Genomic DNA, 26,148 nt, shown 5'->3' on the forward strand with positions numbered 1-26,148 from the left:
CTCAGCCCTCCAGAAAGGCGTGCAATGCCTTGGCCAGCAGCCGCGGGTCCTGCACTCCGCACAGTTCGCGTGCCGAGTGCATGGACAGGATCGCGATGCCGATGTCGACGGTGGCGATGCCGTGCCGGGCGGCGGTGATCGGACCGATCGTGGTGCCGCACGGCATCGAGTTATGGGAGACGAAGCTCTGCCAGGGCACCCCGGCGCGCTCGCAGGCGGCGGCGAAGACGGCCCGCCCGGCGCCGTCGGTGGCGTATCTCTGGTTGACGTTCACCTTGAGGATCGGGCCGCCGTTGGGCCGTGGGTGGTGGCCCGGCTCATGGCGCTCGGCGTAGTTGGGGTGAACGGCGTGGCCGGTGTCGGAGGACAGGCAGACGGTGCCCGCGAAGGCGCGGGCCCGGTCCTCGTACGCGCCGCCGCGGGCGAAGACCGAGCGCTCCAGCACCGTGCCGAGCAGCGGGCCGTCGGCGCCGGTGTCGGACTGGCTGCCGTTCTCCTCGTGGTCGAAGGCGGCCAGTACGGGGATGTACGGCAGCTTGGGGCGGGCGGCGGCGATGAGCGCGGCCGTACCGGCGTGCACGGAGACAAGGTTGTCCATCCGGGGCCCGGCGAGCAGCTCGCGGTCCCGGCCGAGGTAGGCGGGCGGCTCGACGCTGTGCGTCATCAGGTCCCAGCCGGCGATCTCCTCGGCCGCGACACCGGTCTCCTCGGCGACGAAGCGGATCAGGTCGCCCTCCTCGACGCCGCCGAGCCCCCAGATGGGCGTCATATGGCGCTGCTTGTCGAGCTTGAGGCCTTCGGTGTTGACGGACCGGTCGAGGTGGACGGCCAACTGGGGCACTCGCAGCAGCGGCCGGTCGATGGTGACGAGATGGTGTGAGCCGTCCTTGAGCGAGATCCGGCCGGAGAGCCCGAGGTCGCGGTCGAGCCAGGTGTTGAGCAGCACCCCGCCGTAGACCTCGACGGCGATCTGTCTCCAGCCGTGCGCACCGGTGTCGGGAATCGGCTTGACCCGCAAATTGGGAGAGTCGGTATGAGCACCGACAATTCGGTACGGAGTGGCGGGGTCCGCCCCCTCCGGTACGTACCACGCGATGATCGCACCGCCTCGCAGCACGAACCGACCACCGGCCGCGCCGTCCCAGGGCGCGGTCTCCTCGACCCGCTGGAACCCGGCCTTCTCCAGCCGCTCAGCGGCGCACGCCACAGCGTGGTACGGCGATGGGCTGGCGCGGAGGAAGGACATCAGGTCATCGGTGTGGCCGCGGTCGATGCCGGGTTGTGCGCTCATGTGCTCAGCATAGATTCGCCGGGGGGTGGCTCGCCCTGGGGCGGGTCGTGGCATCCATCCGTGGGGCCACGTTGATCCAATCTGATGAAAGCACGTCAGGTAAGGCGAAGATTCGGGAGAATCGGTCGATATTCCCCGTGTACCGAGCAACGCCGCACTGAGTCGTAAGTCAAGGGGATACCGGATGCGCGTTCTTCGCCACCTGCTTGTCGTTCTGGGGTCGCTGCTGCTGCTGTGCGCAGGCGGGCCTGCCATGGCCAAGCCTGTCACGGATTTCGCCGCGGGGCTCGCGCCCGTGGCCTCTCCGGAGCCGGCAGCCGCGCCCTCGCCCGGCCCGCGTCCGGGGAACGGCGGGGACAGTGAGGGCAAGGGCCACCCTCCCTGTCCGACCATGGACCGCATCGGGGGGACCAGCCTCGCACCCAACCCGCCGCGTGAGCGCTACTACCAGGGTGACTGGCGGCTCGGCCCCGCCCAGCTCCCCCGGTACGGCGCCATCGGGCGGATGCTCGAAGGCTACGAACGGCTCGACCACTTCCGCACCTCCTCCGCGTTCCTCGACTGCTACTGGAACGAGCAGACGAGCGGCTGGTGGTTCCCCTACCCCGACGGCTGGGTTCTGCTCAACGGGTCACCGCTGCACACCACGATCAGGATGAAGGTCGGTCAGAAGGTCGATCTCTTCGGGAGCGGTTTCGGCCACTTCCTCGCCCCGGCGGGCACGCCCTACGCGGAGCGCGCGCTGCCGCCCAGCAACCTCAACACCATCGACCCGGCGTATCCGAACGGCTATCACCTCTATGAGGTCACCGAAGCCTTCCTGGTCGAGGCCGGTCCCATCCGGCCATGGTTCGGACAACCGGGCTTCGGGCTCCAGTATCTGACCGGTCCTTCGATCCCCCAGTTGGTCGCGGCGGGTAATCTGCGCGCACTCAACTGAGGGCGGATCCTGAACCGGTGGACAGAACGGAACTCGTCACAACCCTGCGCGACGAACAGGTGCCGGACGCGCTGTACGACATCCCGGGAGTGCACGACATCCCGGTGCAGCCCGACGCCTACTACTACCTGCGCCCCGCCGCGGACGGCGGCTGGGAGACCGGGCTGAGGGAGCGCTCCCTGGACCGGGACACCAGCCGGTTCGCCACGGAGGACGAGGCGTGCCGGGACCTGCTGGAGAAGCTGAGGGCCCGCCCGCGCCCGCCGGAGGGCGGGGGCGAGTCGGTCGACGAACTCCTCGCCCAGGGCGAGGACCTCCGGCGGTGGGCCCGGGAAGAGGTCGAACGGGCCCTGCGCGAGCGGCCGCCCGACGAAACGAGGAACGGTGACGAGGAACGGTGACGAGGAGCGGTGACCAGGAGCGGTGACGACGTCCGCGGGCACAGGCCAGGGGCCGGCCGCCCCGCTGGAGAATGGGACGGCCGACCCCCTGGACGAGGGAAGAGAGCTCTCAGAACGCGGACTCGTCCAGGTCCATGAGGCTCTTGTCGACCGACTCGGCCAGCGAGCGCTGCACCGAGACGCCCGGCAGCACCTCTTGGGCGAAGAACTTCGCGGCGGCGATCTTGCCCGCGTAGAAGGACCGGTCCTTCGTGGAGGCGGTGCCCAGCTTCTCGGTGGCCACGGCCGCGCCCCTGAGGAGCAGGTAGCCGATGATCACGTCACCGGAGGCCAGCAGCAGCCGGGTGGAGTTGAGACCGACCTTGTAGATCGAGCTGACGTCCTGCTCGGTGGCGGCCAGGTCGGTGAGCATCGCTCCGACGATCGCCTCCAGGTCCACCGCGGCCTGGGCGAGCTGGTCGCGGGCGGCTTCCAGCTCCTCGCCACCGGCGGCCTCGGCCAGGAACTTCTTGATCTCCTCCGAGACGACGGTCAGGGCCTGGCCCTGGTCCCGGACGATCTTGCGGAAGAAGTAGTCCTGCCCCTGGATGGCGGTGGTGCCCTCGTAGAGCGTGTCGATCTTGGCGTCCCGGATGTACTGCTCCAGCGGATACTCCTGGAGGTAACCGGAGCCGCCGATGGTCTGCAGGGACTGCGCGAGCTGCTCGTACGCCTTCTCCGAGCCGTAGCCCTTGACGATGGGCAGCAGCAGGTCGTTGAGGCGGCTCACGGCGGAGGCGTCCTCGCCCGCGGCCTCCTTGACCAGGATCTCGTCCTGGACGGAGGCGGTGTAGAGGACCAGGGCGCGCAGGCCCTCCGCGTACGCCTTCTGCGTCATCAGCGAGCGACGCACATCCGGGTGGTGGGTGATGGTCACGCGCGGGGCGGTCTTGTCGGTGAAGGCCGCCAGGTCCGGGCCCTGCACCCGCTCCTTGGCGTACTCCAGGGCGTTGAGGTAGCCGGTGGAGAGCGTGGCCATGGCCTTCGTGCCGACCATCATCCGGGCGAACTCGATGATCTTGAACATCTGGCGGATGCCGTCGTGCTTGTCGCCCAGCAGCCAGCCCTTGGCCGGGTGGTCGGCGCCGAAGGTCAGCTCACAGGTGTTGGAGGCGCGCAGACCCATCTTGTGCTCGACGTTGGTGGCGTAGACGCCATTGCGCTCGCCGAGCTCACCGGAGTCCCAGTCGAAGTCGTACTTGGGGACGACGAACAGCGACAGCCCCTTGGTGCCGGGCCCCGCGCCCTCGGGCCGGGCCAGCACGAAGTGGATGATGTTGTCGGAGAGGTCGTGCTCACCGGAGGTGATGAACCGCTTCACACCCTCGATGTGCCAGCTTCCGTCCTCCTGCTGGGCGGCCTTGGTGCGGCCCGCGCCGACGTCGGAGCCGGCGTCCGGCTCGGTCAGCACCATGGTGGAGCCCCACTGCCTGTCCACCATGAGCTGGGCGATCTTGAGCTGCTCCTCGGTGCCCTCGTCGTGCAGCACACCCGCGAAGGCCGGGCCCGAGGCGTACATCCAGATCGGGGTGTTGGAGCCGAGGATGGTCTCGGCCGAGCCCCACAGCAGCGAGCGGGGGCAGGCCGTGCCACCGAGCTCCTCCGGGACGCCCAGCCGCCACCACTCGGCCTCCATGTAGGCCCGGTAGCTCTTCTTGAACGACTCGGGAAGCGGTGCCGTGTGGGTCTTGGGGTCGAAGACGGGCGGGTTCCGGTCGGAGTCGGTGTAGCTCTCGGCCAGCTCGTGCTCGGAGAGCCGGGATATCTCCGCGAGCACGCTCTTGGCGGTCTCGACGTCCATCTCCGCGAACGGGCCGGTGCCGTACACCGTGTCGCGCCCGAGCACCTCGAAGAGGTTGAACTCGATGTCGCGGAGATTCGACTTGTAGTGCCCCATGGCGACGGCTCCGTAAGGGATCGGGAGGCCAGGACCTCTGCGTTGACGCGTATCGGATGAGCTGTCGCCATGATGCTACCCGTGGGTAATAAAGGGCAACCCTCAACCGGGTAACTGTGACTCAGTACGCTTCTTCGCATGTACGGCTACGACCAGAACGCGAGCGCAGGGCAGGGTTATGCCGCTCCGCCACCTCCGCCGCAACAGCAGCCGCATGCGTCACATCACGCGCAGGCGGGTGCGGGCTACGGCCAGCAGCCGCTCTACCCGGAGCCCTCGCCGCCGTCGCTCGCCGACGCGGTGCGCGCCTTCACCACCGGTTCGATGCCGGCCGAGGACTTCCAGCAGATCTTCGCGGGCTCGAAGGTCTACTGCCCGCGAGGTGACAACCCCGGCTTCCTGGCGCTGCACAACACCCAGCAGCCGGTGATCCCCATGTTCACCTCGCTCAAGGAGCTGCGGCGGTATGCGGGCAAGGAGTCCAAGTACTTCGTGATCACCGGCGCCGAGGTGATCGACCTGCTGCCCACCGGCTACGGCTTCGTCCTCGACATGGAGGGTGAGCACCGGATCGTCTTCGACGCGAAGGCGGTGGAGCAGATGGTGGACTTCGCGATGAGGCGTATGTACGGATAGGCCCGGACAGGTCCGGATATCGCCGTTCGCCTCGCGGGCCGCTCGGGCGGAAATAAAGGCCCTCTTGCGAGTTGTTCACCATTCAATTAAGTTGAATGGTGAACGACCGAGGAGGCCGTCATGCCCGCAGTGACCGTAGAGAACCCGCTGACCCTGCCGCGCGTCGCGGCACCCGCCGAGGCACGACACCGCCCCGTGCTCGCCGTCACCACCGCCCCCAGCGGTTTCGAGGGGGAGGGCTTCCCGGTGCGCCGGGCCTTCGCGGGCATCGACTACCAGCACCTCGACCCGTTCATCATGATGGACCAGATGGGCGAGGTGGATTACGCGCCGGGCGAGCCCAAGGGCACCCCCTGGCACCCCCACCGCGGCTTCGAGACCGTCACGTACATCATCGACGGGATCTTCGACCACCAGGACAGCCAGGGTGGTGGCGGCACCATCACCAACGGTGACACCCAGTGGATGACGGCCGGCTCGGGTCTGCTCCACATAGAGGCGCCGCCGGAGTCGCTGGTCATGGCGGGCGGCCTCTTCCACGGTCTGCAGCTCTGGGTGAACCTCCCGGCCAAGGACAAGATGATGGCGCCGCGCTACCAGGACATCCGCGGCGGCAACGTGCAACTGCTGACGACCCCGGACGGCGGCGCGCTGCTGCGGGTCATCGCCGGTGAGCTGGACGGCCACCAGGGTCCCGGTATCACCCACACGCCGATCACGATGATCCACGCCACGCTGGCGCCGGGTGCGGAGATCACCCTGCCGTGGCGGGAGGACTTCAACGGTCTCGCGTACGTCCTCGCGGGCCGCGGCACCGTCGGCACCGAGCGCCGCCCCGTTCAGGTGGGTCAGACGGCGGTCTTCGGCGACGGCGGCTCGCTGACCGTCCGAGCGGACGAGAAGCAGGACTCCCACACTCCGGAGCTTGAAGTCGTCCTTCTGGGCGGACAGCCCATCCGCGAGCCGATGGCCCACTACGGCCCGTTCGTCATGAACACCCGCAAGGAGCTCCAGCAGGCGTTCGAGGACTTTCAGAAGGGGCGTCTCGGCACGGTCCCGGCCGTGCACGGGATGTCCGAGGGCGGGATGTCCGAGGGCGGGATGTAAGGCTCGCCGGGACCACACGCGAACGAGCCCCGTCCGGATATGGACGAGGCTCGTCGGCGCTTACGGGCGGATCACCCGTCTTTCCGTGGTGTCTCAGTGTTGCCTGGCGCGACGCTTCCGGGTCATGAACGCGACTGCCGTGCCCGCACCGGCCAGCAGGGCACTGAGGGAGATGATCTCCAGCAGGCCGGACGTGCCCGTGTTGGCCAGCGAGCCACCGCCTCCGCCAGTCCCCGAGCCTCCGCTGGTCCCCGAGCCTCCGCCAGTCCCCGAGCCTCCGCCTGTCCCGGAGCCTCCGCCGGACTGGGGGCCTGGCTCGTTGGGCGGCTCAGAGGTCGGCGGCTCGGACGACGACGGAGTGGGCGTCGGCGTAGGAGTCGGCGATTTCTTGGGGATGTACACGCCGGCGTCAATCGTGTGATCGACCTCTCCCGGCTTGTCCGGCGCCGTGACAGGTGCGCGTCCGTTGCACAGCCGCCCGGTCGTCGGCGGGGTCACATTCGAGTCATGTGCCCGGTTGTCACCGGCCCGCGGGAGCGTGAACCGCAGCTTGGTGGCCGGCGGCTCAGTCGGCACCTCGCTGGTGTCCGCGGTACACACATCGAACTGCACCGTGTACTTCGCACCCGGCTTGAGCTCGTAGGCGGCGCCGACTCCGCCGAAGTAGTACTCGCCGGCGGCATCGGTCTTGGTCGTGGCGACCTGCTTGCCGTCGGCGTCCAACAGGTTGATCGTCGCGTCCGGCAGCGGCACTTCGGCGGGACCCTCGGGATCCTGGATCCCATTGTGGTCGCCGTCGAACCACACCCGGTTGCCGATCTGGATCGGCGCGTTCGCCGCCTCGTACGCGATATCGCCGAGCCCACCGGCCTTACCGAACCCATTGTCGGTCGAATTCACGAACTGGTACGCGTTGGCGGAATGGTTGTTACCGGGACCCTGGCCGGTCTGGATGTCGTAGTAACCGGTCCCGTCGGTGCTGTAGTTGTCGGTCGGGTCCATCTGCGTGCTGACGACCCATTGCTGCTGCGGAATGTAGGCGACCGCCCCTTGGGAGGCTTCGTTGTGCACTCCTTGGACCTGCTCCGGGGCGCCGTTGTTCCGAACGTAGTCGCCCGGGAAGTATTCGACGACGCCGCTGTTCTGGTTGCCGTCGGTGGCGGGGTCGGCGTGGTTGGGGCAGTTCCCGGTGCCTTCCCACGAGTATCCACCGTCGGGATTGGCGCAGGCCATGTTGATGTCACCACCGGACATGCCGCTTTCCGGGGTGTCGTTGCCCGGCCGAGGGTCCAGCCCGCCCCCACTGACCACGTCCATGAACCGGTCGCGGAAACCGAGGATCATCGAACCGTCACGGGCGAAGGCCAGGGTGGAGAGCTCCGGCTGCGGATCGACGAGGAGAGTTCCTCCGTTTACTTTGAATTTGTCCCAAGTTGCCAGGTTGGTGTTCCACGGGTTCCAGTGATTTGCCTGGTCATTCCCCGCGGCACCGGCATAGACGGGACCGCGCTCGGCGGTGAGCGGCTGGGTCAGCACTGTGTCGAACCGCTCGCCGTCGTAGGCGTAGACGACGGTCTTCAGGTCCTCGCGCTTCTGCGTGCTCTCCGCGCTGCACACGCCACCGACGTAGAGCTTGTTGTCGTGGGTGGACAGCGCGAACGGCCGCCAGTCGCCGGCCACCGCGCAGCCCGGGTCCGGGATGCGCACCGTCGCCTTGGGCGCGGACGCGGTGGTCCCGGTGGCGTCGAAGCTGACCAGGGACCGGGTCCGCAGGTTCACCGCGTACAGCGTCGAGCCGTCCTCCGACAGGGCCAGGCCGCCGATGCTCTCCTTGCCCGCCGCATCGGTGAACCCGGCGTCTTTGTTCATGTTGCCGGTGTCGTGCGGCGTCACCGCGGCGCCCGGCACCTTCGCGAACAGGGTCGTCGCGCCCTCACCGTTGGTCGGCACGGTGTAGATCGCGTCACCGCCGTCCGGCCCGTACGGGGTGTACCGCCGGGCGAACTCGCCCTGGAACAGTCGCTTCCGGTTCTTGTCGTAGGCCAGTGCGAACGTGGTGCCCACCTGGTCCTGCGTGTTGAGCGCGGTCGGGCACGCCGTCTGATCAGGACACGTACCTCGTTTGTCCGTCCCGAACGCCACCAGTGCCCGGGTGTCTTTCCCGCCGGCCGCGTTGTGGATGGGTACGAAATAGCGCGAGTCCGGCAGTGCGTAGTCGGCTGGGTTCCAGACCCCGGTCATGACCGAGTCGTCCTTGCCGTCCGACACGTCCACGAACGTCGTGAAGCTGTCGAAGTGGTTTTCCGCCGTCGAGGCCGGCGCCGCCTGAAGATACTTGTTGTACGGCGCCGGGATGGTGACGTCGACGCGGTACTGGCCGCCGGTCAGTTCGGTCGACTTCGAGACCACCACCTTTCCGGTGGCATCCGTGGTGCCGGTGACCCGATGGCCGGCAGGGTCGGTTACCCGAACCTTCATGCCCCGCTGCGGCACGTCCATGGCCGCGTTGATCACGCCGGTGCCGAAGAAATCCCGCAGGACCTGAACCGTCAGAGTTCCGTCGCCAGTCGAAGCGGTGGCCGTCCCGGCCGTCGCGCCCATGGCGCTGCCCAACAGTACGAAAGTGCAGAGGCCCACTCGTGCCAGTGGCCCCGTACGCTTCCCGGCTGTCCGGCGTAACCTGCTACACACTCTTCGCACAGCCATCACTCTCCCCTCGTGATGTGAACCGACCACCCGCTTCGAGCCGTACATCCGCTTCCCGGCCCCCGGGTGACACGTCGGCCATGAAAAGGGCCCACCGCTGTTTCGGTGGGCCCGGTCGTTCTTGGTCGTCCTGGCGGATGGAGCGAATTCAGGGACTCGGGAGTGCCTTTCCCAGGCGAGTCGCACTCGTCCTCGCCTTCCCACACGGAAAGAGAACAAGAGTCTGAATAGTGATCCTGAACCGCCTCACCAGCAGCGATACTGTAGCGGGTGGACGCCAAGATCGGGGGGAGAGTAGGGAATGAATAAGCAGAACGTGTTAGCAATGCACCGTGTGCGGAGTCTGAAAATCAGACACGTTCTCTCGCGGCGTGCGGCCGGCCGGCGCCGATGGCTGCGGCCACGCTGGGTGGCAGTCGTCATCGGTGGTGTGGCCGTCGCGGTGACCACGTTCCTGGTCGCCGACAGCGGCTCCGGCCCTACCGGTCCGAAGGCGTTGACCTCGGATCAGGCGAGCCGTCTGGCGGTGACACGGTTCCTCAACTACCAGGCGGGCGGGCGCGCCCTGACGATCAACGTGCCGAACACCGCTGGTGGGCTGACCATCACCGGATCCATCGACTACCGCGGCAAGATCGGTTACGGCGTGGTGCACGGCACCGGGCGCGATACGTCCAGCGACGGGCTGATCGAGTGGACGGCCACCACCGTGTTCGTCCACCCGATGGCGAAGGCCCCGGCCAAGGCGCCCGCACGGCCGCCGGGTTCGGGCTGGTACAGCCGTCCGCTGCAGAGGTACGGCAGTTCGCTGGACAGTTCGCTGGCCATCGCGCTGAAGCTCGGTAGCGACCGGCCGGACAATGCCGAACTCCTGCCGCAGAACGGTGCCGCCTGGGTGGGACAGGACCGGTTGGACGGCCATCAGGTGGACATCATGACCGGGCCGAGCGCCCGTGCGACGTCCGGTCCGGCGGGGGCGGGTGCCGTGCGCTACTGGATCGGCTCGGACGGCACCATGTACCGGGTTCGCGTCGGCGTGGCGTCCGCATCGGAGCCGGTGGTCATCGATTTCGACACCCAGAAGTACGTTCCGGTCCGGCCGGTACCCGGAGCCACCCCGACGCGGTAGCCGCCGCTCAGGACGTCCGCACCCGCGCGGCTTCGGCGAGCAGTGACGTCGGCGGCAGCCGGACGCCCGCCGTGTCCGGCAGCGCCGGAACGGCCGGAACGGCGGTGGCGCCCGCGGTCCTGGCGTTCGGGAACTGCGGCTGTCGCTTGGGTGCCGCCACGTCGGTGAACGGGATTCCGCCAGGTGCCGTCGGCTTCGCCCAGGTGCCGGACGGCGAGGGCGACCGGGCGGGACGCGGGCAGGACGCGGTTGTCGCGAGCCGGGCGGGCACCGTCGTTCGCAGCTCATTGCCGCGCAGGCAGTTGCCCCGTCCCTTCGTGGCGGTGGGGAACGTCCAGCCGACGTCGACGCTGTTGGCGGCGAAGGTGTTGTCCAGGATCCGGTTGCCGTCCGGCTTGATGTCGGCGGTCGCGGTGATCACCAGCCCGGCGTTGCTGTTGCCGGCGACTCGGTTGCGGATGAACTGGTTGTCGGTGCCGCCGTCGACGCCGATGCCGATGCCCCACCCGCCGTCGGCCTGTTCGGGGGTGGCCGCCTGCTGGTTGGCCGCGATCAGGTTGCCCGCGATGACGGCGTCCTGCTGCGGGAGCAGCTTCTCCTGGTGGTCGGAGTTGGTGGTGAGCCCGACCCGGTTGCCGACCAGACGGTTGCCGACCACGTACATGTCGCCACTGGCATTGGTGCCTTCGTATCCGACCGCGTTGAGTTCGGCGATGTTGTCCCGCACCACGATGCGACAGGGCTTGCACTGTCCGGCATAGATCCCCGAGTCGGCCGAGCCCGAGGTGTACGAGTGCTCGATGACACCGTTTTGTGCGGAGAACGCGTAGATGCCGTACAGCCCGTTGCGGGTCGCGGTCACGTGGGAGACCAGGAATGACTTCAGGAAGGTGACGGGTTCGTCGCCGGTGTCGTAGCCGCCGGACTGCCCCGGCATTCCGGCGGCCGCCTTCGCCGAGCCGGTGACCAGGACCCCGTTCTGGGTGTTGTTCTCCACGGTCAGGTTCTCCACGGCCACCCCGGGGGCGGTGACGACGACGCCGTTCGGCTGCCGCAACCGCCCGTCGATGACGACCTTGTCCCGAGACGCGCCGCGAAGAGTGATGCGAGCCGTCGATATCTTCACCGACTCGTGGTACTTGCCCGGTGCGACCAGCACAAGATCGCCGGGCCGAGCCAGAGAAACCGCGGCCGAGATCGTCGGGGCGTCGGCCGGCACGTTGATCGTCACATGCGCACCGGACGGTCGTCGGCCCTGATCCGATCCGTCATCGTCCGCGCCGCAGCCGACCATGACGGGTGTCAGTGTGCCGAGTAACGCGGCCATCAGGCGCAGACGGAGACGAGGCATGGCCTCATCCTGGCACGGGCGCCGACGGGGTCGCAGGCGCCGATTCGGATATGGCACAGTTCACGCTGTGCGCCAAGCCGACTCCCGCCCGTCACGCCGCACGTTTCTCGGTGCCACCGGCACCGTGACCGCCGTCGGCCTCTCCGCCGGGTGCCAATCGCGTTCCGACCCGCCGGACCGGGACGATGCCCCCGCGCCGACCCCGCCGGTGTCACCAACGGGCCGGTACCAGGCGGGCATCACGCTTCCACAACCAGCCCAGCGGAACCTGCTGGCCGTGGTGGCCGACCTCGTTGACGCCGTGCCTGTCCGTCCGTTGCTGGCCGAACTCGGCGAGGCAGTCCGGACACTCACCGCGGGGATCGACACACGGTTGATGGGCCTGCCGCCGGGCGATCTGACCGTGACGATCGGGGTGGGCCCCCGGCTGGTGCGCACGGTCGATCCTGCCCTGCCCGGCGCGAAGGACCTCCCACGGTTCTCCCGCGAACAGATCGCCTCCCGGGCACGCGGCGGCGACCTGCTGATACAGATCTGCGCCGGCGACGCCTTGGTGGTACCGGTCGTGGCTGCCGCGCTTCTGGAGCAGGCCGGTGACCGGATACAGGAACGCTGGCGGCAGTCCGGAGTCCGTGGTGCGAACGTGCCGGTGGATCGGGGCCGTGCCGCGCCACGAAACCTCTTCGGTTTCGTCGACGGCATCGTGGGCCCCCACACGAGGGCCGAACAGGAACGCGACCTGTGGTTGGCCGGGCCGGCTCCGGTCGCCGGCGGCACCCTCGCCGTACTACGACGCATGGAACTCGATCTGCCGCGGTTCGCCAAGCTGTCCGTCCCCGAACAGGAAGCGGTCTTCGGCCGGCGCCGAACCACTGGCGTGCCCCTCTCCGGTGGCTCCATCGCCTCGGGCCCGGACCTCGGCGCGAAAACGCCGGACGGACGCTACCTCGTCCCGGCGGAGGCCCATGCCCGCAGAGCACACGCCACCGCGGTCGGCGTCGGCCTCATGCTCCGTCGCTCCTACAGCACCGACGGACCCGCCCCCGGCCTGCTCTTCATGAGCTTCCAGAACGACATACGGACATTCACCAACACCCTCACCCGTATGGACAATTCCGATGCCCTGCTGGAATACACGACCACGACCGCCAGTGCGACCTTTCTGATACTTCCCGGTTTCGACGAACAACACCCGCTTGGTTCCCGGCTCTTCCGCTGAACGGCCCGGCCGCCTCGGCACCATCCCGGACGGCGCGAGCTGATCACGCGCGGGGGGCCGACCCGTCCGCCGCCGGGCCGGGCCGCTCGTTCGGGCTTGCCTCGTACAGCTCGTACCAGATGCATTTGCCGTCGCCGCGCGGATCCACCCCCCAGATGTCGGCGAGCATCTCCAGGAGCAGCAGCCCGCGCCCCGACGAGGCCAGCTCGCCCGGCCGCCGGCGGTGCGGCAGCTCATCGCTGCTGTCGGCGACGTCCAGCCGCAGCCGCCGGGCCCCGTGCCGCCCGCTGACCTCGGCCACCAGCAGGGCGTCTCCGTCGGTGTGCACCAAAACGTTGGTGACCATCTCGGAGAGCATCAGCACCGCCGACTCCACCTGGTCCGGGTCGGCCCAGTCGTGCAGCATGTCGCGCAGTTGCTGCCGGGTGCCCGCTATGCGCTCCGGCTCGGCCTGCGCGACCGTGACCGCGGTCCGCCGCACCGGCGCCGAACCGGGCCCGACCAGGCACACCTCCGCCTCCCGGCGGATCAGCAACAGCGCTATGTCGTCCTCGCGCCGGTCCGCGAGCGGGCCGGTGGTGTGGTGGGAGGGCGGCCCGTGCACGGCCTGCACCAGGGAGTCGGCGAGGGCTTCGAGGTCGTCGGAGTCGAGGCCGCCTGAGGGCAGGCCGTCGGAGGGCAGAGCACCGGAGGGGAGGGTGCCGGAGTCGTTCGTGAGGGTGGCGGGCCGCTCGAAGACCTTACGGATCCGGTCCCAGCCGGTCTCCAGATCGTGCCCGCCGGTCTCAATCAGCCCGTCGGTGCACATCAGCAGCGTCTCGCCGGGCTCCAGCACCACCCGGGTGGTCGGATAGTCGGTGTCCGGGTCGATGCCCAGCGGCAGCCCGCCCGACGTGGGCCTGACCACCATCGTGCCGTCGGCGAGCCGGACCGCCGGGTCGGGGTGGCCCGCGCGGGCGATGTCCAGGGTGCCGGCGACCGGGTCCACCTCCATATAGAGGCAGGTGGCGAACCTCGGGTCGTACCGGCCGTCCGGGCCGTCGGGCCCCGACAGCCCGGCGAGGAAGCGGGACGCGCGGGAGAGCACCGCGTCGGGGTGGTGCCCCTCGGAGGCGTACGCCCGGACCGCGATCCGTAGCTGCCCCATGATCCCCGCGGCGTGCACATCGTGGCCCTGCACATCGCCGATCACCAGCGCGGTACGCCCCGAGGGCAGCCCGATCACGTCGTACCAGTCGCCGCCGACCTGTAGTCCGCCGCCGGTCGGCACATAGCGCGCGGCCACCGTCAGCCCCGGGATATCGGGCTTGCTGGCGGGCAGCATCGAGCGCTGCAGCCCGTCCGCCAGCTCCCGCTCGGTCTCCTGGAGCGCGGTGCGGGACAGCGCCTGGGCCAGCATCCGCGCGATCGTGGTCAGCACCGATCGCTCATCGGGCGAGAACGACACCGGATGGGCGAATCCGGCCATCCACGCGCCGATGGTGCGGCCCGCGACGATCAGTGGCAGAAACGCCCAGGACCGGCGCTTACGGGGCCGGCCGAGCGACCAGGCGGCCGGAAACCGGCCGCGGTACTCCTCCGGTGTGGGCAGATAGACCGCCCGGCCGGTGCGGACCACCTCGGCCGCCGGATAGTCGGTGCCCAGCCCGATGTCGTGAAAGGGGTGATCGGCGCCCGCCCGCGGCCCGTGGTGGCCGATCACCGAGATCCGCTCGCCCTGGACGCCGAAGACCGCGAGCCCCTCCGGGGAGAAGCCCGGCATGGACAGCCCCGCCGCGACCCGCAGCACCTCGGCGGTGGACATCGCCTCCGCCAGCGCCCGCCCCGCGTCCAGCAGGAACGCCTCGCGGTTGCGCCGCCAGTCGCCGGTGACCGGCGGGCCCGCGGCCGAGGTGCCGGGCAGCGGGTCGGGGACCTCCTGGAGGGTGCCGAGCAGGTAGTAGCCGTCCTCGCTGCCGCCCCGCGCTATCGGCCGGGACCGGGTGCGCACGGTCCGCAACACGGTGCCCTTCTCGTCCACGATGCGCAGCCGGGCCTCGGCGAGCGTGCCCTCGGCCACCGCGAGGTCGACGATCGCCTGGACCTCCAGCCAGTCCGCGGGGTGGAAGCACGCGCGGGCGGCGGCCTCGGGAAGGGTGACGGGCTCGGCGGGCAGGCCCACCAGCCGGGCCGCCTCGGCGTCATAGCTGACGGCGCCCGAGACACTGTCCCAACGCCATAGGCCGGTCGCTATGGCGGCCAGCAGGTCCTCGGTGCGCATTGCGCTACCTTATGGGGATTTGCCAACCGCTTACCAGTGAGGGTCGCGGCGCCGGTAGGCTTGGCCGGAAGTTCACGAGGGTACGCACGCCTCCCGATCAGACGACTTGGATGAATGATGCATCGGTACCGGTCGCACACCTGTGGTCAGCTCCGCGCCGCTGACGTCGACACCGACGTCCGGCTCTCCGGCTGGCTCCACAATCGACGGAACCTGGGCGGCATCCTCTTCATCGATCTCCGCGACCACTACGGCCTGGTCCAGCTCGTGGTGCGCCCCGACACCGCCGCCAACGAGGCGCTGAGCTCGATCAGCAAGGAGACCGTCGTCCGTATCGACGGCCGGGTCATCGCGCGCGGCGCGGACAACGTCAACCCCGAACTGCCCACCGGCGAGATCGAGGTCGAGGTCGCCGACGTCGAGGTGCTCGGCGCCGCCGACCCGCTGCCCTTCACGGTCTTCCCCGAGGACGGGGTCGGCGAGGAACGGCGCCTGGAGTACCGCTTCCTGGACCTGCGCCGCGAGCGTATGCACCGCAACATCATGCTCCGCTCCGCCGTCATCTCCGCCATCCGGCAGAAGATGACCGCGCAGGGGTTCAACGAGCTGGCTACCCCGATCCTGTCCGCCACCTCGCCGGAGGGCGCCCGGGACTTCCTGGTCCCCTCCCGGCTGCACGCGGGCAAGTTCTACGCGCTGCCGCAGGCCCCGCAGCAGTTCAAGCAGCTCCTGATGATCGCGGGCTTCGACCGCTACTTCCAGATCGCGCCCTGCTTCCGCGACGAGGACGCCCGCGCCGACCGCTCGCCGGGCGAGTTCTACCAGCTCGACGTCGAGATGAGCTTCGTCGAGCAGGAGGACGTCTTCGGCGTCATCGAGAAGGTGATGACCGAGCTCTTCGAGGAGTTCGGCGGCGGCCGGCATGTGACCTCGCCCTTCCCGCGGATCCCGTTCCGCGAGGCCATGCTGAAGTACGGCTCCGACAAGCCGGATCTGCGGGCCCAGCTCGAGCTGCGGGACGTCAGCCACATCTTCGAGGGCTCCGGCTTCAAGGCGTTCGCGGACAAGCACGTACGCGCGCTGGCGGTGCCGGACACCGCCGACCAGCCGCGGAAGTTCTTCGACCAGCTCGGCGAGTTCGCCTCTCTGCAGGGCGCCAAGGGGCTGGCCTGGGTGCGGATCGGCGAGGACGCCAAGCTGACCGGGCCGATCGCGAAGTTCCTCAACCACGAGGACGTCGAGAAGCTGATCACCGAGGTCCAGGGCAAGCCCGGCACGTCGATCTTCTTCGGCGCGGGTGAGTTCGACGAGGTCTCCAAGATCATGGGCGCGGTGCGGGTCGAGGCCGCCAAGCGGACCGGCCACTTCGAGGAGGGCGTCTTCCGCTTCTGCTGGATCGTGGACTTCCCCATGTTCGAGCGGAACGAGGACACCGGGCAGATCGAGTTCTCCCACAACCCCTTCTCCATGCCGCAGGGCGGTCTGGAGGCCCTGGAGACCAAGGACCCGCTGGACATTCTGGCGTGGCAGTACGACATCGTCTGCAACGGTGTGGAGCTGTCCTCCGGCGCCATCCGGAACCACGAGCCGGACGTCATGTACAAGGCGTTCGCGCTCGCGGGCTACGACCGCGACGAGGTCGAGCGCGAGTTCGGCGGCATGCTGCGCGCGTTCCACTTCGGCGCCCCGCCGCACGGCGGCATCGCCCCCGGCGTCGACCGCATCGTGATGCTGCTGGCCGATGAGCCCAACATCCGCGAGACCATCGCCTTCCCGCTCAACGGCAACGCGCAGGACCTGCTGATGGGCGCGCCCAGCGAGGTGGACGAGGCGCGGCTGCGGGAGCTGCACCTGTCGGTGCGCAAGCCGCCGCAGGTCAAGAAGGCCGAGACCTCCGAGAAGGCCGAGACCTCCGAGAAGGCTGAGAAGGCAGATAAGGCTGAGAAGACGGCCGCCGAGGCCGAGAAGCCCGCCGAGTAGGCGGGCCGGACGAGACCCACAGGGCGGGGGCGTGCCGAACGGCGCGCCCCCGCCCCGCGTCTGCGGATGGCCGAATGACGCGCTTCGCACAGCCATTCACAGCCGGCACCCATGGGGCTGCCAGCTTGCCTCCCTACTGTCCCGGGCCATGACCGAACAGCAGAGCAACGACCTGGATCCCGAGCGGGACCTGACGAGGCGGCGGGTCGTGGTGGCCGGCGGCGCGGCCGTCGCGGCGGCGGGCCTGGGAACGGCCATCGCCACCACCGCCTCGGCGGGCGAGACCTCCGCGACCTCCGCCACCCCCTCGGCCTCCGCCTCCTCCCCGTCCGGGGAGGTCTGTTACCGGCTCACCTCGGAGACGACCGAGGGGCCGTACTACATCGACGCGGACAAGATCAGAAAGGACATCACCGAGCACAAGGAGGGCATTCCGATGACCCTCCGCCTCAAAGTGATCGACTCCGATAGCTGCAAACCCGTGGCGAAGGCCGCCGTCGACATCTGGCACTGCGACGCGCTGGGGCTCTACTCGGGCTATGAGAGCTCGAGCAGCGGTGGGGGCGGCACCCCGCCCACCGGCACCCCGCCCACCGACGCCCCGACGGGTGCTCCGACCGGTGGCCCGCCCGGCGGCGGCCACCAGGATCCGACCGACGACAAGCGGTATCTGCGCGGCACCCAGTTGACCGACCGGCACGGCTTCGTCGAGTTCACCACGGTCTTCCCCGGCTGGTACCGGGGCCGCTGTGTGCACGTCCACACCAAGGTGCACGTCGGCGGCAAGCTCACGGACGCCGGTTACGAGGGCGGCCACACCTGCCACACCGGTCAGCTCTTCTTCGCCGAGGAGGCGGTGCTCGCCTCGGCCGAGGTGGCCCCGTACAACACCAGCACCACCGAGCGCACCACCCTCGACGAGGACGGGATCTACCCCGGCAACGGCGCGCAGGGCGGTCTGCTGAACCTGAAGTACCGCAAGGGAAAGATCGAGAAGGGTGTCACCGGAAGCCTCACCCTGGGGGTCGACCCCGACGAGACCCACGAGGGCACCGACCTCTGAAGCCCCGGGGTGAAGTGGAGCCCCGGGGTGAAGTGAAGCCCTGAGGCGAGGTGAAGACCTGAGGCGAGGTGAAGCCCTGGGCGCCCTCGGGTCAAAGCCTCCGGTCCACGCCGCACGGTGTGCCACGGTCCGCGCGGGCGGCCCGGTGCACGGCGCGCAACAGCCGCTTCGGCGTGGTCCGGTGCTGCCATAAGACGGCTTGCACGCCGTACTCCATCACCGCCATCAGCTCCGTCTCACGGAGCTCGCCCGCGATCAGCACCACCCGCTGCCGACCGCCCCGCACCAGGCGGCGCAGCTCCGCCCCGGCGCGGTCGTCGAGGCGCTCGGCGAGCATGACGGCGACGGCGCCGCGGGGTTCGTCGCCGGGCGGGCACGGCCGGTCGACCAGCTCGACGCTGGGCTGATGCTGCAGATGACGCACGACCCCGGCCCGGCTGAGCGGGTCGGGGCCGTGGACCGTCACCGTGACACGTGCGTCCGGCACTGCTTCCTCGACTCCCCGGTGGCTATGGACTCCACAGGGTCACCGAGGGGACTAAACGAACGGTTGCCGCGCGATCAACACGCGCATGAGCGGCTATGCGGCGCCCGCTCGCCGACCGCTACGCGGCGCCGTTCCCGTTCTGCTCCGCACCGCCGAAGCGCTCCCGGAAGGACTCCAGGTCCTCCTCGGTGATCTTCGCGAAGAGCACCGGGGGAACGGTGAAGGCCGTGCCCGCCGGAACCGACGCCAGCGCCTTCGCCTCCTCCTGGCCGACCCAGACCGCGGTGTCCTCGCTCAGCGCGAACGCCGACCGCATGGCCCGTGCCGAGGACGGGATGAACGGCTCGGAGACGATCGCGTAGAGGTGGATGAGGTTCATCGCCGTACGCAGGGTGAGGGCCGCGGCCTCCTGGTCGGTCTTGATCTCCAGCCAGGGGGCCTTCTCCTCCAGGTAGGAGTTGCCCGCGCTCCACAGGGCGCGCAGCGCCGCCGCGGCCTTGCGGAACTGGAGCGCGTCCATGTGCTCCTCGTACTCCGCCAGCAGCCGCGCGATCTCCTCGCCCAGGCGCTCCTCCGCCTCCCCGGCGGCCTGCCCGGCCGGGACCTCGTCCCCGAACCGCTTGCGGGAGAAGGACAGCACGCGGTTGACGAAGTTGCCGAGAGTGTCGGCCAGGTCCTTGTTGACGGTGGCGGTGAAGTGCTCCCAGGTGAAGGAGGTGTCGTCGGACTCCGGGGCGTTCGCCATCAGGAAGTAGCGCCAGTAGTCGGCGGGCAGCACCTCGAGCGCGGCGTCGGTGAACACCCCGCGCTTCTGGGAGGTGGAGAACTTCCCGCCGTAGTACGTCAGCCAGTTGAACGCCTTGACGTAGTCGACCTTCTTCCAGGCGTCCCGGGTGCCGAGGAGGGTGGCCGGGAACATCACGGTGTGGAACGGGACGTTGTCCTTGGCCATGAACTCGGTGTAGCGGACGGTCTCGTCCACGTCGTACCACCACGACTTCCAGTCGCGGTTCTCCGGGTCCAGATCCGCCCATTCCTTGGTGGCCCCGATGTACTCGATCGGCGCGTCGAACCAGACGTAGAAGACCTTGCCCTCGGCCGCCAGCTCCGGCCAGGTGTCGGCCGGCACCGGCACGCCCCAGTCCAGGTCGCGGGTGATCGCCCGGTCCTGCAGCCCCTCGTTCAGCCACTTGCGGGCGATCGAGGAGGCCAGCGTCGGCCAGTCCTTGCCGCGCTCGTCGACCCAGGAGGCGACCTCCTCCGCCAGCTTGGACTGGAGGAGGAAGAGGTGCTTGGTCTCCCGGACCTCCAGATCGCTGCTGCCGCTGATCGCGGAGCGGGCGTCGATCAGGTCGGTCGGGTCGAGCACGCGGGTGCAGTTCTCGCACTGGTCGCCGCGGGCCTTGTCGTAGCCGCAGTGCGGACAGGTGCCCTCGATATAGCGGTCGGGGAGGAAGCGGCCGTCGGCGTTGGAGTACACCTGGCGGATCGAGCGCTCCTCGATGAAGCCGTTCGCCTTGAGCTCACGTGCGATCGTCTGGGTGATCTGCACGTTCTGCGCGGAGGAGCTGCGGCCGAAGTAGTCGAAGGCGAGCCCGAAGCCGTCGTAGATCGCCTTCTGCGCCTCGTGCTGCTGGGCGCAGAACTCGTCGACCGGCAGCCCGGCCTCCTTGGCGGCCAGCTCGGCGGGGGTGCCGTGCTCATCGGTGGCGCAGATGTAGAGGACGTCATGGCCGCGCTGGCGCATATAGCGGGAGTAGACGTCGGCCGGGAGCATGGACCCCACCATGTTGCCCAGGTGCTTGATCCCGTTGATGTAGGGAAGGGCGCTGGTGATGAGGTGTCGAGCCATTGCAGGCTGCTCCCGAGTCGATACGGTAAGTGACGTCCGGCTCTACTGAGCCGCCCATATCGTATCCGAGTGACGGGGGCCACCCGCGCGGCGTTTTTTCCGCGGCGGATGGCCCCCGATGTGGTGCCCGGTGGGTTGTCGGGTGTGGTGCGGCCCCTGGTCAGCCCTGCTTACGGGCGGTCAGCCAGCCCGGGAACTTCTTCATGATCTCCCGGTACAGCTCGGCGTCGGCGACCGCACGCGGGTCGAGCCCGGCGTGGAAGAAGCCGGTGTTGTCGACCGCCCGCTTCTCCGGGACGGCGAGCGCGGGCGCGGTGTCCAGCTTCCGGAGGAAGTCGAACCCCTTCGCCTCCGGGTCCCCGAACGCCAGGAACTGCCAGAACAGTGGCAGCCCCGCCGCCTCGCACAGCGCCTTCTCGGCCGCGGTCTTCGCGGTGGGCGCGCCGTCCGTCTGGAAGATCACGAACGCGGGGGCGGTGGTACCGGACGCCTTGTAGTGCTCGATGACGGCGTTGACGGCGGTGTGGTAGTTCGTCCGCCCCATGTGGCCGAGCGAGCCGTGCAGCTCCTCGATGCGGCCGGTGTGCTGGTCCAGCTCGAGGTCGGCGGTGCCGTCGATGTCGGTGGAGAAGAACACGACGGGCACGGTGCCGGTGGCGTCGAACTGTGCGGACAGGGCGAGCGCCTGCTCGGCGAGGTGCTGAACCGTGCCGTCCTTGAAGTACCCCCGCATCGACCCGGACCGGTCCAGCACGAGGTAGACGACCGCCCGCTGCCCGGCCAGCCCATGCGCCTGGACGGCCTCCCCCGCGGCGGCGAAGGCCCCGACCAGCCCGGGCGCCCGCGATGCGAGGTCGGCGGGCGCGATGGCTGACGCGGTGGCGGGTGCGGTGGCGGGTGCTTCGGTCTTGGCGGCGGTGGGTGCGGCGGCTGCGGCTGCCACCGGCTCGGCCTCCGCCTCGGCGGGCTTGCCATCGGTCGTGGTCGCGGGGGCGGCTTCGCCGTCGTTCGCGGGCGTGGCCTCCGCCGGGGCCTCCGGTTCGGCTTCCGCCTTGGCCTCGGCCTCTGCCGCAGCGGGCTTGTCGTCGCTCGTGCCGGCGGGCATGGCCTCGTCGTCGGTCTCTGCTGCCGCTTCGGCTTCGGCCTTGGGCTCGGTGTCGGCACTCGCTGCCGCCGGGGCCGCCGTGGCATCGCCGTCGACCGCGAGCTCGGCCTCCGCCGGGGCCTCCGGTTCGGCTTCCGCCTTGGCCTCGGCCTCTACCGTGGCGGGCTTGTCGTCGCTCGTGGCGGCGGCCACGGGCATGGCCTCGTCGCTCGTGGCGGCGGGCATGGCCTCGTCGTCAGCCTCTGCCGCTGCCTCACCCTCGGGCGCGGCGGCAGTTGCCGTCTCCGCCGTGGCGGGCTCCGGCGCGGGGTCCTCCACAACCTCGGCCTCGGGCGTGGTGTCGGCCTCCGCCGAGGATGCGTCGGCGGCTTCCGCTACCCGCTCGGTGGCCTCCGGCGCGGGGTCGGTTGCGGGCGCGGGCTCAGGCTCGGCCTTCGCCACGGCCTCGGCCGTGGTCTCGGCGGGCTCGTCACCGGTCTTGGTCTCGGCAGCGGCCTCGGTGCCTGCCTTCGTCTCGGCTCCGGCGTCGGCACTCGCCTCCGCCGCCGGGGCGTCCGCGGCTGCGGCAGCCTCAGGCGCGGTGGCGGGCTCCGCCTCGGCCTCGGCTGCCGGTTCGGGCGTCGGCTCGGGTTCGGCGTCGGCCGCCGGGGTGGTGGGGGACGTGGCGTCGGCACCGTCCGACGACGTGGGCTGGGCGTCAACGTCCGGCTCGGGCGTGGCCTTTGGCTCGTCCTCGGTGGCGGGCTTGGGCTTGTCCGCCCCTGCCTTCGCCTCCGTCTTCGCGTCGGCCGCTGCCGCTGCCTCACTCGGCGCGTCGTCGCCGGAGGTTGTCGTGTCCTCGGGCGCCGGGGACTTCAGGATCTCGTCCAGGGACTTCAGCGGAGCCGACAGGGCCGGGTCGTGCGTGGATTCGTCGTCGGGGGAGTCCGGGGCCGGTGCCATGTCCGCGGTCGGCTCAGGCTTCGGCTCAGGCTTCGGCTCAGCCTTCGGCTCAGCCTTCGGCTCGGGCTCGGGCTCGGCTTCGGCCTCCACCTCGCCCTTCGGCTCGACGCCGGACTCTGCAGCCTTCGGCTCGGCGGCCGACTCAGCCTTGGACTTGGCCTTCTCGTCCGCCGTCTGCTCTACCGTCGGCTGTGCCGACTTCTCGGCCGACTGGGGGTCCGGGACAACCTCCGCCTCCGGCGCGGCAGAAGCTTCGTCCACCCCCGTGGTTCGGGAGCGGCCGAAAACTTTGCGCAGTAGGTCCCGTATGCCCATGGGAGATACCTCTCACGTGTCGAGTGCGGTGCATGGCGGTGCATGACCGTGGTGCCGAAAGGCTAGCGGGCCGTTGGGCGGCCCTCTTCCGCCGATTCCGCTCGCGCTTCGTTCACCTCTGGTTCAGGCGTTCTTCGACACCGTGCGGTTCTACGCCCATAGCTTCGCCGCCAAAGGATCCCGACGTCATGTCGGCCCGACCGCGTCGGCGTACTGCCCATGCGGGGCCCTGCGAAGCCCATACGTGACACCCTTACGGAGGGGAAGACGTGCGCAACCTCCTGCCGCTCATCAGCTCGCACCCGGGCGGTCGTTCCGCGCTGACGTGCCGGTACCGCTGTGGCGACGCCTGCTTTCACGAGACGCCGAACACCAGCGACAACGCCTACGTGGGTGACGTCATCGCCGGTGCCGCCTCGCGCCGTTCCCTTCTGCGGGCCGGTGCGGTGGTGACCGTGGCGGCCGCGACCGGAGTCGTGGCGGTCGAGCGGGCGCCGCAGGCGTCCGCCGCGTCCGGCGACGCCGCCACCGCCGGTGCCGCCGCCGAGGCGACGCACAACAAGGCCGCCCGCGGCCTCCGCTTCTCGCCGGTGGCCCCCAACACCGAGGACGCCGTGGTCGCCGCCGAGGGCCACGACCAGAACGTGGTGCTCCGCTGGGGCGACCCGATCCTGCGCGGTGCGCCCGCGTTCGACCCGGCCAAGCAGAGCGCCAAGGCCCAGGCGGGCCAGTTCGGTTACAACAACGACTACATGGCGGTGCTGGACGTCCCCGGCGAGCGCGACCATCAGCTCCTCGTGGTCAACCATGAGTACACCGACGAGGTGCTGATGTTCGCCGGGTACGACCCGGAGAACCCCACCCGCGAGCAGGCCGAGATCGGCTGGGCCGCGCACGGGCTGTCCGTGGTCATGACGGCCGAGGAGCGCCGGCTGGGCCGGCTCACCGCCGTGCCCCGCCACCACCTCAACCGCCGTATCACCGCGACCACTCCGTTCGAGGTCACCGGCCCGGCGGCGGGCAGTAAGCTGCTGCGCACCTCCGCCGACCCGTCGGGCAAGCGCATCCTCGGCACGCTGAACAACTGCGGTGGCGGCATCACGCCGTGGGGCACGGTGCTCTCCGGCGAGGAGAACTTCAACCAGTACTTCGCCAACCCCGACAAGGTGACCGACCCGACCGTCAAGGCGGCCCTGAAGCGGTACGGCTTCAAGGACGGCGCCTCCGAGCGCAAGTGGGAGCGTTTCGACGACCGCTTCGACCTCGCCAAGGAGCCCAACGAGGCGCACCGCTTCGGCTGGGTCATCGAGGTCGACCCGTTCGACCCCGACTCCACTCCGCGCAAGCTGACCGCGCTGGGCCGCTTCAAGCACGAGGCCGCCGAGCCCCGGTTGACCACCGACGGCCGTCCGGTCCTCTACATGGGCGACGACGAGAAGTTCGACTACTTCTACAAGTTCGTCTCCGCCAAGCGGATGATGAAGGGCAACAGCCGCACCGCCCGCGAGCACAACCGCACGCTGCTGGACGAGGGCACGCTGTACGTCGCCAAGTTCACCGGCGACAGCCCGTCCGCCGAGATCGACGGCACCGGAAAGCTGCCCAAGGACGGCGAGTTCGACGGCGGCGGTGAGTGGATCGCGCTGGCCTGCGGCGACCGCTCCTTCGTGGCGGGGATGACCGCCGAGGAGGTGTACGTCTTCACGCGGCTGGCCGCCGACAAGGCCGGTGCGACGAAGATGGACCGCCCCGAGGACGTCGAGCCGAGCCCGCGCACCGGTCGCGTGTACATCGCGCTGACCAACAACACGGACCGTGGCAAGGAGGGCAAGGCCGCCGTCGACGAGGCCAACCCGCGCAACGCCAACAAGCACGGCCAGATCCTCGAGCTGACCGAGCGCTGGAACAACCCGGGCTCCACCCGCTTCAACTGGCGGCTGTTCCTGGTCTGCGGCGATCCCGAGGACCCGAGCACCTACTTCGGCGGCTTCCCCAAGGACCAGGTCAGCCCGATCTCCTGCCCGGACAACATCACCTTCGACGCGCACGGCAATCTGTGGATCTCCACGGACGGCAACGCGCTCGGCAACCACGACGGGCTGTTCGGCGTGGCGACGGCGGGCAGCCGCCGCGGCCAGGTCAAGCAGTTCCTGACCGTGCCGAACGGCGCCGAGACCTGCGGCCCGATCGTGCAGGAGCGGCGGGTGCTGGTGGCCGTGCAGCACCCGGGTGAGCTCGACGGCGCGAGCGTGGAGAAGCCCGCGTCCACCTGGCCCGACGGCCCGGGCAAGCTGACCCGGCCGTCCGTGGTCAGCGTCTGGCGGCGCGACGGCGGCGACATCGGCGCCTGAGGCCCATGGGGTCCATGAGGCTCCTTAGGCGCCTGAGGCCCCTGGGGCTCAAGCGCTAGCCTTCGCCCTCCGCGAGCCGCCGCAGCCGCTCGCGGGGGGCGCGCAGGGAACGGCCCCTGGTGTCCGTACGGGCCCAGGGGTCGTCCGCGAGCCGCTCGCCGACGGTCCGCAGCGTCCAGCGGTCGGCGCTCAGCGCCGGGTCGTCCAGCTCAGCCGCGTCGATGGGCGTGGCGACGGGGGCTCCGGGGCGGGCGCGCACCGCGTACGGGGCGACGGCGGTCTGGGCGTAGGCGTTGCGCCGGATGTCCAGATAGAGCCGACCGCGCCGCTTCGCCTTGCGCGGCTCGGTGGTGAGCCGGTCGGGGTGGCGGGCGGCCAGCAGCTCGGCGGCATCGCGCGCGAAGGACCGTACGGTGTCGAAGTCGGCGCGGCGGTCCAGCGGGACGATGACATGCAGTCCGTGGGAGCCGGTGGTCATCAGCAGCCCCGGCAGCCCGAGCTCGCCGAGCAGCCCGCAGCAGCGCCGGGCCGTCCAGCGCACCTCCTCGAATGCGGACTCCTCCGCCGGGGGCGGATCGAGGTCGAAGACCAGCCGGTCGGGGTGGTCGGGCCGGTCGGCGCGGGAGAGCCAGCGGTGCGGGGTGACGCACGCCTGGTCGGCGAGGTAGAGGAGGGTCGCGGTGTCGTCGCAGACCACATGAGTGACCTCGCCGCCCTCTTTGGGCAGTACGGCGCGGCGCACCCAGTCCGGAAAGTAGTCGGGGGCGTTCTTCTGCATCAGCGGCTTGCCGCCGATTCCGTCCGGATGGCGTTCCATCATCAAAGGGCGGCCGCGCAACTGCGGAATGATGCGCCGGGAGACCGAGCGGTAGTACGCGACGAGATCCCACTTCGTGATCCCGTCGTCGGGGAAGAGCACCTTTTCCGGGCGGCTGATCCGTACGGTGCGGCTCCCGGCCCTGACGTTTCGCGCATCGGTCCGCTTCTCGCTCATATCGGACCCGGGTAACCGTGTGGATAGCTGACTAAACTCTGGAGTCAGGAAAACGGGAGAAGTTGAAAAGCGGGGGAAATCAT

General features: G+C 69.8%; 18 protein-coding genes. 9 read left to right on the plus strand and 9 right to left on the minus strand.

The annotated features are described in order from the left end of the window. Nucleotide 1 precedes the first annotated feature (1 nt). Nucleotides 2-1,291, minus strand: coding sequence for a M18 family aminopeptidase (locus tag STRVI_RS00375; RefSeq protein WP_014053634.1), 1,290 nt, complete (start codon nt 1,289-1,291; stop codon nt 2-4). A gap of 184 nt (nt 1,292-1,475) precedes the next feature. Here STRVI_RS00375 and STRVI_RS00380 point away from each other — a divergent pair, with 184 nt between their 5' ends. After that, a complete protein-coding gene (locus tag STRVI_RS00380; RefSeq protein ID WP_050993594.1) occupies nt 1,476-2,231 on the plus strand; it encodes a TNT domain-containing protein in 756 nt (251 codons plus the stop codon). A 17-nt stretch (nt 2,232-2,248) separates the two neighbouring features. Beyond that, the gene (locus tag STRVI_RS00385) at nt 2,249-2,632 is read left to right on the plus strand and encodes a hypothetical protein (RefSeq protein ID WP_014053636.1); all 384 of its coding nucleotides are present in this window, start codon (nt 2,249-2,251) and stop codon (nt 2,630-2,632) included. 109 nt (nt 2,633-2,741) lie between these two features. Here STRVI_RS00385 and STRVI_RS00390 read toward each other — a convergent pair whose 3' ends face one another. Beyond that, nucleotides 2,742-4,568: an acyl-CoA dehydrogenase gene (locus STRVI_RS00390; RefSeq protein ID WP_014053637.1), complete on the minus strand. Its 1,827-nt coding sequence runs from the start codon at nt 4,566-4,568 to the stop codon at nt 2,742-2,744. 138 nt (nt 4,569-4,706) lie between these two features. On the opposite strand from STRVI_RS00390, the gene STRVI_RS00395 reads away from it, so the two are divergent. Beyond that, nucleotides 4,707-5,204, plus strand: a complete 498-nt coding sequence (locus tag STRVI_RS00395; protein WP_014053638.1) for an SseB family protein — start codon at nt 4,707-4,709, stop codon at nt 5,202-5,204. A gap of 120 nt (nt 5,205-5,324) precedes the next feature. Beyond that, nucleotides 5,325-6,311, plus strand: coding sequence for a pirin family protein (locus tag STRVI_RS00400; protein WP_014053639.1), 987 nt, complete (start codon nt 5,325-5,327; stop codon nt 6,309-6,311). 93 nt (nt 6,312-6,404) lie between these two features. Here STRVI_RS00400 and STRVI_RS00405 read toward each other — a convergent pair whose 3' ends face one another. Beyond that, entirely contained in the window at nt 6,405-8,912 is a 2,508-nt protein-coding gene (locus STRVI_RS00405) for an SdrD B-like domain-containing protein (protein WP_043237539.1), read from the minus strand. A gap of 547 nt (nt 8,913-9,459) precedes the next feature. On the opposite strand from STRVI_RS00405, the gene STRVI_RS00410 reads away from it, so the two are divergent. Further along, complete coding sequence (locus STRVI_RS00410; RefSeq protein ID WP_043237543.1) at nt 9,460-10,146, plus strand: hypothetical protein; 687 nt, start codon at nt 9,460-9,462, stop codon at nt 10,144-10,146. A gap of 7 nt (nt 10,147-10,153) precedes the next feature. Here the strand turns inward: STRVI_RS00410 and STRVI_RS00415 are convergent, their stop codons facing one another. Continuing rightward, nucleotides 10,154-11,497, minus strand: coding sequence for a right-handed parallel beta-helix repeat-containing protein (locus STRVI_RS00415; protein WP_014053642.1), 1,344 nt, complete (start codon nt 11,495-11,497; stop codon nt 10,154-10,156). A 67-nt stretch (nt 11,498-11,564) separates the two neighbouring features. Here STRVI_RS00415 and STRVI_RS00420 point away from each other — a divergent pair, with 67 nt between their 5' ends. Beyond that, a complete protein-coding gene (locus STRVI_RS00420; RefSeq protein ID WP_014053643.1) occupies nt 11,565-12,716 on the plus strand; it encodes a Dyp-type peroxidase in 1,152 nt (383 codons plus the stop codon). A gap of 43 nt (nt 12,717-12,759) precedes the next feature. On the opposite strand, the gene STRVI_RS00425 is transcribed toward STRVI_RS00420, so the two are convergent. Beyond that, nucleotides 12,760-14,976, minus strand: a complete 2,217-nt coding sequence (locus tag STRVI_RS00425; RefSeq protein ID WP_014053644.1) for an ATP-binding SpoIIE family protein phosphatase — start codon at nt 14,974-14,976, stop codon at nt 12,760-12,762. A 117-nt stretch (nt 14,977-15,093) separates the two neighbouring features. Between STRVI_RS00425 and aspS the strand changes: the two genes are divergently transcribed. Together aspS and STRVI_RS00435 are read left to right on the plus strand one after the other, a co-directional pair. Next, entirely contained in the window at nt 15,094-16,956 is a 1,863-nt protein-coding gene (gene aspS, locus STRVI_RS00430; RefSeq protein WP_014053645.1) for an aspartate--tRNA ligase, read from the plus strand. A gap of 148 nt (nt 16,957-17,104) precedes the next feature. Further along, entirely contained in the window at nt 17,105-18,019 is a 915-nt protein-coding gene (locus STRVI_RS00435; RefSeq protein WP_014053646.1) for an intradiol ring-cleavage dioxygenase, read from the plus strand. Between the two features lie 91 nt (nt 18,020-18,110). Here the strand turns inward: STRVI_RS00435 and STRVI_RS00440 are convergent, their stop codons facing one another. From STRVI_RS00440 to STRVI_RS51670, 3 genes are all read right to left on the minus strand, one after another. Continuing rightward, complete coding sequence (locus tag STRVI_RS00440; protein ID WP_014053647.1) at nt 18,111-18,506, minus strand: hypothetical protein; 396 nt, start codon at nt 18,504-18,506, stop codon at nt 18,111-18,113. A gap of 118 nt (nt 18,507-18,624) precedes the next feature. Continuing rightward, entirely contained in the window at nt 18,625-20,358 is a 1,734-nt protein-coding gene (gene metG / locus STRVI_RS00445) for a methionine--tRNA ligase (protein WP_014053648.1), read from the minus strand. 160 nt (nt 20,359-20,518) lie between these two features. Further along, on the minus strand, nt 20,519-22,720 hold the full coding sequence (locus STRVI_RS51670) for a VWA domain-containing protein (protein WP_014053649.1): 2,202 nt from the start codon (nt 22,718-22,720) through the stop codon (nt 20,519-20,521). Between the two features lie 269 nt (nt 22,721-22,989). On the opposite strand from STRVI_RS51670, the gene STRVI_RS00455 reads away from it, so the two are divergent. Further along, the gene (locus STRVI_RS00455; protein ID WP_014053650.1) at nt 22,990-25,071 is read left to right on the plus strand and encodes a PhoX family protein; all 2,082 of its coding nucleotides are present in this window, start codon (nt 22,990-22,992) and stop codon (nt 25,069-25,071) included. Between the two features lie 55 nt (nt 25,072-25,126). On the opposite strand, the gene ligD is transcribed toward STRVI_RS00455, so the two are convergent. Beyond that, the gene (ligD, locus tag STRVI_RS00460; RefSeq protein ID WP_014053651.1) at nt 25,127-26,065 is read right to left on the minus strand and encodes a non-homologous end-joining DNA ligase; all 939 of its coding nucleotides are present in this window, start codon (nt 26,063-26,065) and stop codon (nt 25,127-25,129) included. Nucleotides 26,066-26,148 lie beyond the last annotated feature (83 nt).

It is taken from the genome of Streptomyces violaceusniger Tu 4113 (assembly GCF_000147815.2).
Classification (GTDB): Bacteria; Actinomycetota; Actinomycetes; order Streptomycetales; family Streptomycetaceae; genus Streptomyces; species Streptomyces violaceusniger_A.

Coding starts and splice junctions, on each gene's coding strand:
- STRVI_RS00375 (WP_014053634.1), bottom strand. CDS start 1,291: ATGAGCGCACAACCCGGCATCGACCGCGGCCACACCGATGACCTGATG.
- STRVI_RS00380 (WP_050993594.1), top strand. CDS start 1,476: ATGCGCGTTCTTCGCCACCTGCTTGTCGTTCTGGGGTCGCTGCTGCTG.
- STRVI_RS00390 (WP_014053637.1), bottom strand. CDS start 4,568: ATGGGGCACTACAAGTCGAATCTCCGCGACATCGAGTTCAACCTCTTC.
- STRVI_RS00395 (WP_014053638.1), top strand. CDS start 4,707: ATGTACGGCTACGACCAGAACGCGAGCGCAGGGCAGGGTTATGCCGCT.
- STRVI_RS00400 (WP_014053639.1), top strand. CDS start 5,325: ATGCCCGCAGTGACCGTAGAGAACCCGCTGACCCTGCCGCGCGTCGCG.
- STRVI_RS00405 (WP_043237539.1), bottom strand. CDS start 8,912: ATGGGCGCGACGGCCGGGACGGCCACCGCTTCGACTGGCGACGGAACT.
- STRVI_RS00415 (WP_014053642.1), bottom strand. CDS start 11,497: ATGCCTCGTCTCCGTCTGCGCCTGATGGCCGCGTTACTCGGCACACTG.
- STRVI_RS00425 (WP_014053644.1), bottom strand. CDS start 14,976: ATGCGCACCGAGGACCTGCTGGCCGCCATAGCGACCGGCCTATGGCGT.
- aspS (WP_014053645.1), top strand. CDS start 15,094: ATGCATCGGTACCGGTCGCACACCTGTGGTCAGCTCCGCGCCGCTGAC.
- STRVI_RS00435 (WP_014053646.1), top strand. CDS start 17,105: ATGACCGAACAGCAGAGCAACGACCTGGATCCCGAGCGGGACCTGACG.
- metG (WP_014053648.1), bottom strand. CDS start 20,358: ATGGCTCGACACCTCATCACCAGCGCCCTTCCCTACATCAACGGGATC.
- STRVI_RS51670 (WP_014053649.1), bottom strand. CDS start 22,720: ATGGGCATACGGGACCTACTGCGCAAAGTTTTCGGCCGCTCCCGAACC.
- ligD (WP_014053651.1), bottom strand. CDS start 26,065: ATGAGCGAGAAGCGGACCGATGCGCGAAACGTCAGGGCCGGGAGCCGC.